This is a genomic window from Pseudomonas sp. Pse35 (assembly GCF_024519715.1).
GTDB lineage: Bacteria > Pseudomonadota > Gammaproteobacteria > Pseudomonadales > Pseudomonadaceae > Aquipseudomonas > Aquipseudomonas paracarnis.
The window spans coordinates 179,903-194,003 of the sequence record NZ_JALJRP010000006.1 but is presented as its reverse complement, the minus strand read 5'-3'; the positions used below and the strand labels follow the sequence as shown (position 1 = coordinate 194,003).

The window sequence follows — 14,101 nt, the reverse complement described above, 5'->3', positions numbered from 1 at the left end:
CACGAGGGCTGTTCGATTGTCGAACAACATCCCGGACGAAGCACAAGAGGACTCGCCGGGTGACGAGAAATCTTGTTCCCTACGCAGGCGCTAACCTGATCAGGTTCAACGGGATCCGGTATTTACCGATCTCAGCCTTCCAACAAGGCACCCCGACAAGAACGCGGCCAGTCTAGACCATGGCGTGGGCAAATTGCCAATAGCGGTGCATTCAGCGTGATGAATGGCGTGATCGTGGGATTGTTGTGTGACGGTACGGCCACTACACTCGGGCACGGCCTCAAGGCTTGACGCCAGGCATGGCCAGCCTTAGCCTTGGGCGCTGAATTATCACCGTAATATTCTTACTAGGGATCGCCTCATGCTGCGCAAACTCTCACTGGCTGTTGCCGTGTCTTGTGCGACCAACGGACTGGTCTGGGCAGCTGAAGCGCCCTTGTCCGCCAATACCGACCTGGTCAGCGTCTATCAGGAAGCGGCGAACAACAACGCCGACCTGGCCGCTGCCCGTGCGCAGTACGGCGCGCAAAAAGAAGTAGTGCCCCAGGCCCGCGCAGGTTTGCTGCCGAATCTGTCGGCCGGCGCCGACAGCAATAACGTACGTACCCAGATCGACCAACCGGCCGCCACGGCCAACCGTGACGCCCACTCCTGGCGGGCCACCCTGAGCCAGCCGCTGTTCCGTGCCGACCGCTGGTTCCAGCTGCAAGCCGCCCAAGCCGTTAACGAGCAAGCCTCGCTGCAACTGTCGGCCTCCGAGCAGAACCTGATTTTGCAAAGTGCCGAGAGCTACTTCGCCGTGCTGCGCGCCCAGGACAACCTGGCGTCGACCAAGGCCGAAGAAAATGCCTTCAAGCGCCAGCTCGACCAGTCCAACGAACGCTTCGATGTGGGCCTGTCGGACAAGACCGATGTGCTGCAATCCCAGGCCAGCTACGACACTGCCCGGGCCAACCGCATCCTGGCCCAGCGTCAGGTGGACGACGCTTTCGAAGCGCTGATCACCCTGACCAACCGCCAATACAACTCGATTCAGGGTATCGTCCACACGCTGCCGGTGCTGCCGCCGGCACCGAACGACGCCAAGGCCTGGGTCGAAACTGCCGGGCGTCAGAACCTTAACCTGCTCGCCAGCAATTACGCGGTAACCGCCGCTGAAGAAACCCTTCGGCAGCGCAAAGCCGGCCACTTGCCGACGCTCGATGCGGTTGCGCAATACGAAAAAGGCGACAACGACGCCCTGGGTTTCAGCAACCCGAATCAGTTGCCTATCCCGTACGGCGGCGATGTGTCGCAACGCACCGTCGGCCTGCGCTTGAACATCCCGATCTACAGCGGCGGCCTCACCAGTTCGCAAGTGCGCGAATCCTATTCGCGCCTCGACCAGACCGAGCAACAGCGCGAAGGCCTACGCCGCCAGGTAGTGGAAAACACCCGTAACCTGCACCGTGCAGTCAACACCGATGTGGAGCAGGTACAGGCACGCCGTCAGTCGATCATCTCCAACCAGAGCGCGGTGGAAGCCACGGAAATCGGCTATCAGGTGGGCACGCGCAACATCGTCGACGTACTGGATTCACAGCGCCAGTTGTACGCGTCGGTGCGCAACTACAACAACAGCCGCTACGACTACATCCTCGATAACCTGCGCTTGAAGCAGGCGGCAGGCACGCTCAACCCAGGGGATTTGCAGGATCTGGCGCGCTACCTCAAGGCCGACTACAACCCGGACAAAGACTTCCTGCCGCCGGACCTCGCCAAAGCCGCTGCCGAACAGCTCAAGGCCCGCCCCGGCTATTAAGCGCACCGCCGAACCCATGTGGGAGCTGGCTTGCCTGCGATGCAGACACCTCGGTATATCTGGTACACCGAGGTGATGCTATCGCAGGCAAGCCAGCTCCCACATTGGGTTGGTGTGGTCAGTGTTTGATCAGTTTGTCCAAGCCATCCAGTAAACGCTTTAACGCGCCCTGGTTGGCCTGCATCACCTTGAGCCCAGCCTGCGCCATCTTGCGTGCGTCCTGGGGCAACTCAAACAACTGTCGCACCGCTTCGGCCAGCCCATCGGCATCGTCCACCTCTCGCAAAGCCCCGGCGTCGCGCATCATCGCGGTGATGTCAAGGAAGTTGAAGACATGCGGGCCCATGATCAGCGGTTTACCCAGCGCCGCCGGTTCCAGCGGGTTGTGCCCGCCGGTCGGCACCAGGCTGCCACCGACAAATGCGCTGTCGGCCAGGGCGTAAAGAAACAGCAATTCGCCCATGGTGTCGCCAAGCAGCACCGCGGTTTGCTCGGTGACCGGCTCACCGCTGGAGCGACGCACGGTGGCAAACCCTTGCTGCACGCAGCGCTCAAACGTCGGGCCAAAGCGCTCCTGATGACGGGGCACCAGAATCAGCAGTGCATTGGGATAGTTCGCCAGCAACTGGCGATGAGCTGCCAGCACCACGTCGTCTTCACCTTCGTGGGTACTGGCGGCGATCCAGACCGGACGCTCGCTGGCGCCCCATTGTTCACGCAGGGCGGCGGCGCGGGCCGTCAACTGAGGGTCGATGCTCAGGTCGAACTTGATCGAGCCGGTCACTTCCACGGTTTCAGGCCGTGCGCCCAGGCCGCGAAAACGTTCGGCCTCTGTCTCGGTCTGTACCGCGAACAAGCTCATTTCTGCCAGCATCGGCGCCGTCAGCTTGGCAAATCGCGCATACCCTTTGGCCGAACGCGCGGACAGCCGCGCATTGGCCAGCGCCACCGGGATACCGCGCTGGGCGCAGGCATGGATATGGTTGGGCCACAGCTCGGTTTCCATGATCACCGCCAGCGTAGGCTGCACGCGGTCGAGAAAACGCTTGGCGGCGCAGGGCAAGTCGTACGGCAAATAGCAGTGCTGGATGCGCGGTTCGTTGGCAAATAGCGCCTGGATACGCTCGGAACCTGTGGGTGTCATGCAGGTGACAGTCATCGGCAGCTGTGGATAACGCTCCAATAAGCCGCGAATCATCGGGGCGGCGGCAATGCTTTCGCCGACCGACACCGCGTGCACCCAGATCCCACCGGGCCGCATCACCGGCAAGCCATAGGAAAACCGCTCGCCCACCCGCTTGGCATAGGCCGGCGCTTTGCGCGCACGCAACCACAAGCGTAAAGCCACCAACGGCAGCGCCAGGTAAAACAGACAGCTGTAGAGAGTTCTATTCATGGCGGCGGAGTTTATCGGCTTTTTCAGTCGATCGCCTGCAAGCACTCGGCAAAACGTTTGGCCAAGAAGCGAGCGGCGGGCCCCAGGTGCTCGTCGCGGCGCCACACCAGTTCCACCACCAGGGCGGGCGGGGTCCATTCGCTGGCCAATTCGACCATCTGTTGCTGGTAGGTCGGGTATTGCACGATATGCCGAGGCAGCCAGGCCCAGCCCAGGCCACTCATCAGCCATTCGGCCAATACGTAGAAGCTGTCGGCGCGCCACACCAGGGGGCTGGCCGCTTCGCTGCCGGGGTAGACGCTGGTCTGGGTCGACATCAGCAACTGCCGAAACTGGGCCAGGTGTTGGCACGTCACGTACTGCTCCTTGGCCAACGGGTGATTGACTCCGCACACCGTGACCATTTCCACGCTGCCCACCACCCTTCGCTCCAGGGCTTCGGGAATCTGGTCGTGATAGAACAACAGCCCCAGGTCCGCCTTGCGCTCCACCAGCTTGCGCGCCACATCGCCCTGGGCCGCGCTGGACAACTGCACCTCCAGTAGCGGGTAGTGCACGGCCAGCGCCTCCAGGCTGTCGAGCACAGGCTGGAACAACATCGCCTCATCCTGAGCCAGGCGCAGGCAGGCTTCCTCGCCGCGGGTCAACGACAACGCCCGGCCAGTGAGGCGCTCACACTGGCGCAGCACCTCACGCGCTTCCTCCAGCAACACACTGCCGGCCTCGGTCAGGCGCGGTTGCCGGCCGCTGCTACGTTCGAACAGGACAACGCCCAAGTCCGCCTCCAGCAGGGCAATGCCATTGCTGACCGCCGATTGCGCCTTGCGCTGCCCACGGGCCACGGCAGAAAACGAACGCTGCTCGGCGACGCTGACAAACAGCCGCATCTGCTCCAGATCCCAGTGCACGCTCATGGCTCAACCCATCTCAATTCCAGATAGGTAATGACTTTACCCCATCTGGCGAACCTCTAGAATGCCGACCTTATCAAATGCGCATCACGTCGAGGATTGCCCCATGAATGCCGCCTACTACTACTTGGCCATCGCCATCTGCTCGGAAGTGATCGCCACCGTTTCCATGAAAGCCATCAAAGGCTGGAGCACCCCTATTCCGTTGCTGCTGGTGATCGTCGGTTACGGCGTGGCGTTCTGGATGCTGACCCTGGTGGTGCGCACCGTGCCGGTCGGCGTGGCGTACGCGGTATGGGCCGGGATGGGCATCGTGATGGTCAGCATCGCGGCGTTGTTCATCTACGGGCAGAAGCTGGATGTGCCGGCGATGCTGGGGATGGGCCTGATTGTGCTGGGTGTGGTGGTGATTCAGCTGTTCTCCAAAACCGCCGGGCACTGACCGCCACTCAACAGCCTGTATACTGCGCCTCTTGTCTTGAACACTGAGGTCGCCGATGCCATCCGTTATTTCCACCGACGTTCTGATTGTCGGCGCCGGGGTTGCCGGCCTCTGGCTCAATGCGCGCCTGCGCGGCCAGGGGTTTTCCACGGTACTGGTGGAAAGCGCCACCCTGGGCGGCGGGCAAAGCCTGAAGTCCCAGGGGATCATTCACGGCGGTGCGAAATACGCCTTGCATGGCGCGCTCACCGGCGCCTCCGAAGCCATTGCCGATATGCCGCGCCGCTGGCGTGAAGCCCTGGCCGGCAGCGGCGAGCTGGACCTGTCCGGTGTGCGCGTGCTGTCCCAGGCGCATTACTTGTGGTCGCCCGGCACGATTGCCGGCAACCTCACCAGCTTTTTTGCCAGCAAGGCCGTGCGTGGCCGCGTCGATCAGGTCAAGGGCGACGAACTGCCCTTGGCGCTGCAGGACCGTCGCTTCAAAGGCAAGGTCTATCGCCTGGCCGAGCTGGTGGTGGACGTGCCCAGCCTGATCAACCGCCTGGCGCAATTGGCCGGTGACGGTCTGCTTGCTGGTCAGCACATCGAACCGTTGCTGGAGGGTGGCACCCTGGTGGGCTTGAAGGTCGATGGCCGTGAAATCCGCGCCCAACGCATAGTCCTGAGCGCTGGCGGCGGCACGGCAGACTTGCTCGCCGCCCTGGGCCATAGCCAGCCGGCCATGCAAAAACGCCCGCTGCACATGATCATCGCCAAAGGCCCCGGCCTCAAGCCGCTGTACGCCCACTGCCTGGGCGGCGGCACCAAGCCGCGGATCACCGTAACCACCCACCCGGCGGCCGACGGCAACTGGGTGTGGTACATGGGCGGCGATATCGCCGAGGCTGACGGTGTGGCGCGTACGCCGCAAGAACAGATCGCCACCGCGCAAAAAGAGCTGGCGCAACTGCTGCCCTGGATCGACATGAGCCAGACTCAGTGGGCCACCCTGCGGGTGGATCGCGCCGAGCCGCTGCAATCGGGGCTGAGCCGTCCCGATAACGCGTTCCTTGCCGAAGACGGCCGTCTGCTGGTGGGCTGGCCCACCAAACTGGCCCTGGCGCCGGACTTCGCCGACCGCGTACTCCACGCTCTGGAGCGCGACGGCATCCGCCCAGGCGCCAATACCCCGCTGCCCGAGCTGCCAGCACCGGCAATCGGCCAACCCGCCTGGGAGCAACTGTTGCCATGAGCCTGCCAACCCTGCACGACCTGCATCGCCCCCTGGGCAGCACCGGCCTGATGGTGTCACCCCTGGGCCTGGGCACCGTCAAGTTGGGCCGCGACCAAGGGGTGAAATACCCCAACGGCTTTCAGATCCCTGGCGACGACGAGGCCCGCATGCTGTTGCGCCAGGCCCGCGAGCTGGGCATCAACCTGATCGACACCGCACCGGCCTATGGCATGAGCGAAGAGCGCCTGGGGCCGCTGCTGCGTGACCAGCGCAAGGACTGGGTCATCGTCAGCAAGGTTGGCGAAGAGTTTGCCAATGGCGTCTCCCATCACGATTTCAGCGCGGCCCATACGCGGATGTCGATCGAACGCAGTCTGAAACGACTTGAAACGGATTTTATCGACCTGGTGCTGGTGCACTCCGACGGCAACGACTTGCATATCCTCAACGATTGCGAGGTTTACCAGACCCTGGAGCAGTTGAAGAAAGACGGCAAGATTCGCGGCTTCGGCTTCTCCGGCAAAACCGTCGAGGGCGGCGTGAAAGCGCTGGAACAGGGCGACTGCGCGATGGTCACCTACAACCTCAACGAACAGGCTGAGAAGGCCGTGATCGACTATGCGGCCGCCCACGGCAAGGGCATCCTGGTGAAAAAAGCGCTGGCCAGCGGCCACGTATGCCTGGAACCGGGAATGGATCCAATTCAGGCCAGTTTCACCTTGTTGTTCGCGCAAACGGACGTCGCCAGTGCTATTGTCGGGACCATTAATCCGCTGCACCTGGCCCATAACGTAGCAACTGCTGCCCGGGTCATTCGTCAACTCTGATGCCGCCCACGCGGCCGACCCCGTCGCAAGAAGGAGCCGACATGCCGCGTACGCTCATAAGAAAGAACCCCAGCAACTTCAAGACACTGCCGCTGCACGTCGAAGCCACCCCCGAAGGCCTGAGCTACCAGAGCGTCGGCATGCCGCTCAACTTCGCCCAGACCCTGCAACGGCGCAAGCCGGTCGAGGTACCAGATGCCGAACGCTTCGCCCTGGAACTGGCGAACCTCGGCGTCTCGGTACGCCTGACCCTGCACTGGCAAAACAAGGACTACTGGGTGCTGGTGCGCCAACGCCGCCAGGACCGTGGCGATGTGGTGCTCAAGCTGATCTCCGGCTACGTCCCGGCCCATGAACTGAACCTGCCGCTGCACACCGCCATCCAGGAAATTGCCGAAGAGTGTCTGCTCGAAACCCCAGAAGGCTGGCTCGGCGGGCGCTTCAACGACACCTGGCTGCCGGCGCCCTACTCCGCCGCCCTGCATTACCGCGAGGCCCTACCGTTTCGGCTCAGCCCCTTGTCCGGCGCCGCACGCCCGGTACGCTGCGCCACCATGCAACTGATCGAGCGCCCACGGGCCTATGTGCACCTGCCGACCGCCTCGCTGCAATTGATTTATGACCTGCGCCTGGAAGTGCCGAAGGAAGCCAAGTCCCTCAGCTTGTTTCATGTGGATGAGCGTTTGGAGGGTGACCAACTGGTGGCGCGCCTGGACCGTCAGCGCCCGGACCTGTACTTGATGCCGCTCAAAGATGGCGAGCCACTGGCAGAGTTGTACACGGTCAAGAAAGACCAACTGTACCCGGCCAGCACGCGCGGCCTCTATCTGGCGGAAAGTTTTGCCCAGCAAGAGGGATGGCTGGTGCGCGATGAGCGGATTCGCTGGAAGGATTGGCTCAGGCAGCAGGGCCTGGCAGAACCGGAAAAAGACTCCAAGCTCAAGCGCTTGACCGGCAAGGCACGGCAGATGCTGCGCAAGATCGTGCCGAAGAAAAAAGTCAGAAGCTGATGCGTTAACCCTTTCATTGAGGCGCGAGGCGGACGGTTTTGTCCACCTCGACTCATGCAGGTCCGGCAGTCAGCCGTTCAACAGCTGCTCCAGCCCCACTTTCAACGGGGTAGGCTCGGGCGGCGTGAAACTGGCCAATAACCTTTGGTTGTTCGCCCTGGAGTGCCGAATATCGCCAGAGCGCGCCAGTTCATACGTCACAGCAGGAAGCGAGCCGAGTGCCTCTTCCAACGCCCGCAGAACCTGCCTCAGGGTGGTGGTACGGTTCCAACCGACGTTAATAGCACCCAAGGGTGCATCTGGCACCTCAACGGCCTGTACCAGCAGATCAACCAAATCTCCCACATACATGAAATCGCGGGTCTGCTCACCATCGCCGAACACGGCGATAGGCAAGCCGCGCTGAGCACGCTCGCTAAAGATGCTGATCACGCCAGAGTATGGCGATGACGGATCCTGACGGGGTCCGAAAATATTGAAGAAGCGGAAAATCACCGGTTCCAGGCCATGCTGGCGACGGTAGAAATCAAAATAATATTCGCCAGCCAACTTGTCTGACGCATAGGGCGTCAATGGAGCTTTAGCCGTCTCCTCGTCAATCGAAGCACCTTCACCATTGTTGCCATATACAGCTGCACTGGAGGCATATACCACACGCTTCACGCCAGCCTTGCGCATAGCCTCGCAGAGATTCAAGGTGCCGACGAAATTGCTCTGATGAGTGCCGACGGGATCATCCACCGATGCTTGAACAGAGGCTACTGCCGCCAAGTGCACCACCGCCGTCATACCAACAACGGCTCGCGCCACCTCTTCAGCATTGGCGACGTCACCTTCAAGTAATTCGAATCGCTCGTTATCAAGCGGCAAATTGCTTCGCTTACCGGTGGAGAGGTTATCCAGCACACGGACCCAATAGCCTCCAGCAAGTAGCGCATCGACCAAATGCGAGCCGATGAACCCAGCCCCGCCAGTGATCAGAATCCATTTTTTAGTATCAATCATTATTACGGATCTTCTCCACGATTGCGGTGGTTGAACTGTTTTCCACTAGACCCAACACTTTGACCGTGCCGCCATACGCACTGACGATGTCCGCACCGACTACCTGATCGACAGTGTAGTCACCACCCTTGACCAGCACGTCGGGCTTGACCTGGGCCAACAGGTTTTCCGGGGTGCCTTCGGAGAAGCTGATCACCCAGTCCACCGCGCCCAGGCCCGCGAGTACCGCCATGCGCCGGTCAACACTGTTGATCGGGCGGCCAGGACCTTTCAAGCGGCTGACCGAAGCGTCATCGTTGACCGCAACGATCAAGCGATCGCCTTGGGCGCTTGCCTGCTCCAGGTACGTCACATGCCCGGCGTGCAGGATGTCAAAGCAGCCGTTGGTGAACACAATGCTTTCGTTGTGAGCTCGAGCATCGTCAATTGCCAGCAGCAACTGCTCCAGGCCCAGCACACCGCGCTCCGAGCCTTCGGAACGCTGGATCGCACGGCGCAACTCAGGTGCGCTGATGGCTGCAGTACCCAGCTTGCCCACCACAATGCCCGCGGCCAGGTTAGCCAAGGCCACGGCGTGGGGCAGTTCCTCGCCAGCCGCGATAGACGCAGCCAGAGTAGAGATTACCGTGTCACCGGCGCCCGTAACGTCAAACACTTCACGGGCACGCGCCGGCAGGTGCATCGCCGGGTGACCCGGACGCAACAGGGTCATACCGTGCTCGCCACGGGTCACCAGCAAGGCGCCCAAGTCGAGATCGGCCATCAGCGCCGCGCCCTTGCTCACCAGTTCGTGCTCATCAGCGCAACCGCCGACGATGGTTTCGAACTCACTGAGGTTGGGCGTGAGCAGGCTGGCGCCTCGGTAAACCGAGAAGTCCTTGCCCTTGGGATCGGCCAACACCGGAATGTTGCGAGCCTTGGCGGCCTGGATCAACACCTGGTGATTCTGCAAGGCGCCTTTGCCGTAGTCGGACAACACCAGCACCTTGATACCGTCGAGCAGCGCGTCGACCTGGTCGCCGAGGGCCAGGGCATCGGTGGCGAAGGGTTCTTCGAAATCGATACGCAGCAACTGCTGGTGACGGCTCATGACCCGCAGCTTGACGATCGTCGGCTGATGAGCGATGCGCTGGAACAACGCATGCACGCCGGCACCCTGCAGGCTGTTGGCCAGACTTTCGGCCGCTTCGTCGTCGCCGGTCACCCCCACCAGGGAGGCCGGGGCGCCGAGGGCGGCAATATTGAGCGCGACGTTGGCAGCGCCACCTGGGCGGTCTTCGATTTGCTCGACCTTGACGACCGGTACCGGAGCCTCAGGGGAAATCCGTGAGGTACCACCATGCCAGTAACGGTCGAGCATGACATCGCCGACCACCAAGACAGCGGCTTGATTGAATCGCGGCATGGACAACTTCATGGAGCAACCCACATACAAAATGAACAGGGGCGCGATATTAGCACAGGGTTTGCGATGGCTTGCGACCACCGCAGGGCAAATGTGGGAGGGGATTTGCTCTCTGTAGGAGCGAGCTTGCTCGCGAAAAACTCACAGACGCCGCGTTTATTCAGGAAGCGCGGTTTATCGTTGAGGTTTTTCGCGAGCGAGCTCGCTCCTACATTTCCTTTACACCGTGATGCCGGTTGGATCAGGTGATATCAGCCTGCACCGGTGCATCCAGACCCATGGCATGCAGGCGGGCGTAGTAACCGTTCTGCGCCAACAACTCGCCATGGGTACCACGCTCGACAATCCGCCCGTCGTCCATCACCAGGATCAGGTCAGCCTTCTCGATGGTGGACAAACGGTGCGCGATCACCAGGGTCGTGCGGCCTTGCATGACCTTATCGAGTGCCGCCTGGATATGCCGCTCGGACTCGGTATCGAGGGCCGAGGTGGCCTCGTCGAGGATCAGCAACGGCGCGTTCTTGAGCAATGCACGGGCAATCGCCAAGCGCTGGCGCTGGCCGCCGGACAACAGCACACCGTTCTCACCCACCTGGGTATCGAAGCCCTTGGGCAACTGATCGATGAAGTCCTTCGCATTGGCATCCGCTGCCGCCGCTTCCACATCGGCACGAGGTGCACCGGCCAGGTCGCCGTAGGCGATGTTGTTGGTCACAGTGTCGCTGAACAGGGTCACATGCTGGGTGACCTGGGCAATGTGTTTGCGCAGGTTGAGCAACTTGTAGTCTTCAATCTCGATGCCATCGAGCAGGATTTCACCGCTTTCATGATGGTAAAAGCGCGGGATCAGGCTGGCCAGGGTCGACTTGCCACTGCCCGAGCGCCCCACCAGCGCAATCATCTGCCCAGGCTCGGCGGTGAAGCTGATGTCCTTGAGCACATGGCGATCGGTGCCAGGGTAGGTGAAGTTCAGGTGACGAACTTCCAGGCGACCGCTGACCTTGTCGCGTTCGAGAGTGCCGTGGTCGACCTCCACGTCTTCGTCCAGCTGTTCGAAGATACTTTCGGCGCCCGCCACACCTTTCTGAATAGTCGAGCTGACCTCCGAGAGCTGGCGGATCGGCTTGGGCAACAAGCCCGCCAGAGTGATGTAGGCCACCATGTCACCCGCCGAGGCGTCGCCACGCAGGTACAGCACCAGGAACATCAGCACGGCCATGGCGGAGTAGATCACCAATTGCAGCGCCGGGGTGTAGATCGCCCCGGTGCGGGTCATGCGCAGTTGCTTGTTGGTGTTGCTCTGGCTGGCCTTGAAAAAGCGCTTCTGTTCGTAGATTTCACCGCCGAAGCTGCGCACCACGCGGTAGCCCTGGATGGTCTCCGAGGCCACATGGGTCACGTCGCCCATGGCCACCTGGATCTTCTTGCTCTGCTTACGGAATTTCTTGCTGGCGGTACTGACCATCACGGCAATCAACGGCAGGATCGCGATCATTACCAACGTGAGGCGCCAGTTCATGTACAGCAAGGAGGCGAACAGGAAGATCACCGTCATGCCTTCGCGGATCACCACCTTGATAGCATCGGTCGCGGCCCCCGTGACCATGGTCACGTTGAAGGTGATGCGGGAAATCAGATGCCCGGAGTTGTGATTATCGAAGTAGCGGTTGGGCAGCGTCAGCAGGTTGTTGAACAGTTGCACCCGCAAGTCGTGGACCAGACCCAGGGAGACCTTGGCCAACAGGTAGTTGCCCAGGAACGAGCCAAGGCCCTGCCAGGCCGCGATCAGGATGATCAGCAGCGGCACTGCCTGCAGCAATTGCAGGTCGCGCAAAAAGGGCACGGTCGGGAACAGCACAGCTTCCGGATTGGAGAGACCGTCGACAAAGTACTTGAGGATGTAACCCAGCATCGGTTGGGTCGACGCGAAAATCAGAAATCCAAGGATACTCAACGCGAACAAGCCCATATAGGGCTTAACGTAACTGAGCAGGCGGAAGTATATTTTCAAGCTCGAAGGGCTTGCGCTCGGACTGGAGTCGGTCATATCACGCGGCGTTTTGAAAAAGGAGGCTGACTTTAGCACAGCTTCTCTGTTGTACTTGCACCCGGCGTAAGCCGCGGCCCGGTTGGATCCTACCGGCGACATTACTTAGCCACTAGCTTAAGATGGTTGGCTTTCTATTTCTGGAATGGCTCTACTGTATGCACTCCAAGCGCCTTATCTATGGCTCAAATCGCGTTTTCGACTTCCTGGTCCTGTGGATTTTACCTGTTGGCTTGTTGCTGCTCCTGAGTGCACTGTTCTTCGTCGGCAATCGTAATGTACTGCATCGGATCGTATACATCCTGTTCAGCGTACCGACCTTGTTTCTGCTGCTCATGCGTCCCCGGGAACTCAAGGATCTGTTAAGAGAGCCCCTGGCTATTGCGTTTCTATCCTTCTCCGTTTGGGCTCTGACCAGCCTGCTCTGGAGCCCTGAGCCCAGTTCCGATACCGACCTGTTCAAGCGGCCGCTGAACACCTTCATGCTGTTTGGTGGCTGTGGCCTCCTGCTGCATTATCGCAATGAGCTGTTCAAGCCTATCTTCTTTAGCGCTGCTATCATTGCGCTGGTGGTGAGTCTGGGTAACGTTGTGGCGTTTGCAAAAGTCTTTCAGCCCGGCATGCGCATGATCGGTGGCCTTGGCGCCCTAGATAACCCGCTGCTCAGCTCGCACCTTTTTGGCTTTTTCACTGTGTATTGGCTGTACGTCTGCATGACCACCCAGCGCCTGAAGGTGTTGTGGTTCAGCGTACCAGCGCTGGCAATCATGACTGCGGCCGTGCTGGCAACCGGCTCACGTACGCCTTTGGTGGCGTTGACGCTGTCCATCCTGTGGATGAGTTTTGTCAGCCGCAACCGTCGCTCGGCTTTACTTCTCAGCGGCATGGTCCTGGGTGCTGCCGCGCTCCTGTTGCTATACCCCGAATCGATTACTGAACGAGGCAGCTCATTCCGCCTGGAACTGTGGAGCATGTCGTTGCGGCTTATCTCCGAACATCCGTGGATCGGTCATAGTTACGACTCCGAGCTGTTTCTGACTCTGCCAGATGGAGACCAACTGCGCGAACCTCACAGCTTTGCCCTCGGGGTGCTCTACTACGTCGGTATCATTGGTTTTATCCCGTGGATATTCATGCTCGGTTGGGGCCTGTACAAAGGCCTGCAGCAACGCGCCCAGCCGCTGTTCATCCTGGCTTCGTCACTGCTGGCCTACGGCATCGGTGCGGGCCTGACCGAAGGCGGCGGCATTCTGTCGCGCCCTAAGGAGCACTGGTTCCTGCTGTGGATTCCGTTGGCAATTATCACCGGCCTGAGCATCGCCCAGCGCCATCGCAGCCTGCTGCGCATGCCGGTGCAGAACCTCAAGCCCGCAGCGTTTGAACAACTTTGCAGCAACGCCCACGTGATTGAGGCCGATGGCCTGGGTCCCAAAGTCCTGCGCCTGGAGGACGGCAGTTTCCTCAAGCTGTTCCGCCCACGCCGCTGGTACACCTCCGGCAGCTTCAACCCGTACTCCGAGCGCTTTGCCAGCAACAGCGAGCAACTGCGCACCCTGGGCATTCCTACCCCGCACATCCTCGGGCTCTACCGCCTGAGCGACGCCAGCAGCGCGGTGCGCTACACGCCGTTGCCCGGCCTGACGTTGCGCCAAGCGCTGCAAAGCCTGGACAGCAGCCTGCGTGAATCACTGGTTGAGCGCTTTGGACGGTTCATGGCGCAACTGCACGAGCGCGGCGTGTACTTCCGTTCGCTGCACTTGGGTAACGTGTTGTTGATGGACGACGGTGAGTTCGCCCTGATCGACGTGGCTGACCTGCGCATCTACCCGTCTTCACTGCGTTACGCCTTGCGCCAACGCAACCTGCGCCACATGCAACGTTATCCTCAGGATCGCAACTGGCTGTTCGAAACGCACTTCGAACAATTGGTCAAAGGTTACGCCTCGGAGGCGAGCCCAGCGGCCACTGCGAAAATCCGCGAGCAGGTCCAGAGCCTGTAAACACCTGTAGGAGCGAGCTTGCTCGCTCCTACAGGGGGCGGCGT

11 protein-coding genes and 1 riboswitch are annotated in these 14,101 nt (G+C 60.9%); of the genes, 6 read left to right on the top strand and 5 right to left on the bottom strand.

Annotation, left to right across the window (positions count from 1 at the left end; translation table 11 throughout):
* Window positions 1–59: 59 nt before the first annotated feature.
* Window positions 60–165, bottom strand: a riboswitch (TPP riboswitch).
* A 196-nt stretch (window positions 166–361) separates the two neighbouring features.
* Window positions 362–1,801: a TolC family outer membrane protein gene (locus OC445_RS08025; protein WP_032893875.1), complete on the top strand. Its 1,440-nt coding sequence runs from the start codon at window positions 362–364 to the stop codon at window positions 1,799–1,801.
* Between the two features lie 118 nt (window positions 1,802–1,919).
* On the opposite strand, the gene waaA is transcribed toward OC445_RS08025, so the two are convergent.
* Together waaA and OC445_RS08015 are read right to left on the bottom strand one after the other, a co-directional pair.
* The gene (gene waaA, locus OC445_RS08020; RefSeq protein ID WP_054896253.1) at window positions 1,920–3,197 is read right to left on the bottom strand and encodes a lipid IV(A) 3-deoxy-D-manno-octulosonic acid transferase; all 1,278 of its coding nucleotides are present in this window, start codon (window positions 3,195–3,197) and stop codon (window positions 1,920–1,922) included.
* A gap of 23 nt (window positions 3,198–3,220) precedes the next feature.
* A complete protein-coding gene (locus OC445_RS08015; RefSeq protein ID WP_197900264.1) occupies window positions 3,221–4,111 on the bottom strand; it encodes a LysR family transcriptional regulator in 891 nt (296 codons plus the stop codon).
* Between the two features lie 103 nt (window positions 4,112–4,214).
* On the opposite strand from OC445_RS08015, the gene OC445_RS08010 reads away from it, so the two are divergent.
* The 4 genes from OC445_RS08010 to OC445_RS07995 are packed head-to-tail and all read left to right on the top strand — an operon-like array spanning window position 4,215 to window position 7,600.
* Window positions 4,215–4,550: a DMT family transporter gene (locus OC445_RS08010; RefSeq protein WP_003188013.1), complete on the top strand. Its 336-nt coding sequence runs from the start codon at window positions 4,215–4,217 to the stop codon at window positions 4,548–4,550.
* Between the two features lie 55 nt (window positions 4,551–4,605).
* Window positions 4,606–5,781, top strand: a complete 1,176-nt coding sequence (locus OC445_RS08005; protein ID WP_054896252.1) for an NAD(P)/FAD-dependent oxidoreductase — start codon at window positions 4,606–4,608, stop codon at window positions 5,779–5,781.
* Window positions 5,778–6,590 carry an aldo/keto reductase gene (locus tag OC445_RS08000; protein WP_198790498.1) on the top strand — a complete coding sequence of 271 codons (813 nt, stop codon included), beginning with the start codon at window positions 5,778–5,780 and terminating at the stop codon, window positions 6,588–6,590. The genes OC445_RS08005 and OC445_RS08000 overlap by 4 nt, the downstream gene beginning before the upstream one ends.
* A gap of 41 nt (window positions 6,591–6,631) precedes the next feature.
* Window positions 6,632–7,600, top strand: a complete 969-nt coding sequence (locus OC445_RS07995) for a hypothetical protein (protein WP_056782735.1) — start codon at window positions 6,632–6,634, stop codon at window positions 7,598–7,600.
* Window positions 7,601–7,669: 69 nt separating this feature from the next.
* Here the strand turns inward: OC445_RS07995 and OC445_RS07990 are convergent, their stop codons facing one another.
* The 3 genes from OC445_RS07990 to msbA all read right to left on the bottom strand — a co-directional run bounded on the left by OC445_RS07990 (window position 7,670) and on the right by msbA (window position 12,057).
* Window positions 7,670–8,605: an NAD-dependent epimerase/dehydratase family protein gene (locus OC445_RS07990; protein ID WP_054896249.1), complete on the bottom strand. Its 936-nt coding sequence runs from the start codon at window positions 8,603–8,605 to the stop codon at window positions 7,670–7,672.
* On the bottom strand, window positions 8,598–10,022 hold the full coding sequence (gene hldE, locus OC445_RS07985; protein WP_198790497.1) for a bifunctional D-glycero-beta-D-manno-heptose-7-phosphate kinase/D-glycero-beta-D-manno-heptose 1-phosphate adenylyltransferase HldE: 1,425 nt from the start codon (window positions 10,020–10,022) through the stop codon (window positions 8,598–8,600). The genes OC445_RS07990 and hldE overlap by 8 nt, the downstream gene beginning before the upstream one ends.
* Before the next feature lie 229 nt (window positions 10,023–10,251).
* Window positions 10,252–12,057 carry a lipid A export permease/ATP-binding protein MsbA gene (msbA, locus tag OC445_RS07980; protein ID WP_054918872.1) on the bottom strand — a complete coding sequence of 602 codons (1,806 nt, stop codon included), beginning with the start codon at window positions 12,055–12,057 and terminating at the stop codon, window positions 10,252–10,254.
* A gap of 158 nt (window positions 12,058–12,215) precedes the next feature.
* On the opposite strand from msbA, the gene OC445_RS07975 reads away from it, so the two are divergent.
* Complete coding sequence (locus tag OC445_RS07975) at window positions 12,216–14,057, top strand: bifunctional O-antigen ligase/aminoglycoside phosphotransferase family protein (protein ID WP_054896248.1); 1,842 nt, start codon at window positions 12,216–12,218, stop codon at window positions 14,055–14,057.
* Window positions 14,058–14,101 lie beyond the last annotated feature (44 nt).

Bases quoted from the DNA above. Each gene is read 5' to 3' on its own strand.
- OC445_RS08025 (WP_032893875.1), top strand. From the start codon at position 362: ATGCTGCGCAAACTCTCACTGGCTGTTGCCGTGTCTTGTGCGACCAAC.
- waaA (WP_054896253.1), bottom strand. From the start codon at position 3,197: ATGAATAGAACTCTCTACAGCTGTCTGTTTTACCTGGCGCTGCCGTTG.
- OC445_RS08015 (WP_197900264.1), bottom strand. From the start codon at position 4,111: ATGAGCGTGCACTGGGATCTGGAGCAGATGCGGCTGTTTGTCAGCGTC.
- OC445_RS08010 (WP_003188013.1), top strand. From the start codon at position 4,215: ATGAATGCCGCCTACTACTACTTGGCCATCGCCATCTGCTCGGAAGTG.
- OC445_RS08005 (WP_054896252.1), top strand. From the start codon at position 4,606: ATGCCATCCGTTATTTCCACCGACGTTCTGATTGTCGGCGCCGGGGTT.
- OC445_RS08000 (WP_198790498.1), top strand. From the start codon at position 5,778: ATGAGCCTGCCAACCCTGCACGACCTGCATCGCCCCCTGGGCAGCACC.
- OC445_RS07995 (WP_056782735.1), top strand. From the start codon at position 6,632: ATGCCGCGTACGCTCATAAGAAAGAACCCCAGCAACTTCAAGACACTG.
- OC445_RS07990 (WP_054896249.1), bottom strand. From the start codon at position 8,605: ATGATTGATACTAAAAAATGGATTCTGATCACTGGCGGGGCTGGGTTC.
- hldE (WP_198790497.1), bottom strand. From the start codon at position 10,022: ATGAAGTTGTCCATGCCGCGATTCAATCAAGCCGCTGTCTTGGTGGTC.
- msbA (WP_054918872.1), bottom strand. From the start codon at position 12,057: ATGACCGACTCCAGTCCGAGCGCAAGCCCTTCGAGCTTGAAAATATAC.
- OC445_RS07975 (WP_054896248.1), top strand. From the start codon at position 12,216: ATGCACTCCAAGCGCCTTATCTATGGCTCAAATCGCGTTTTCGACTTC.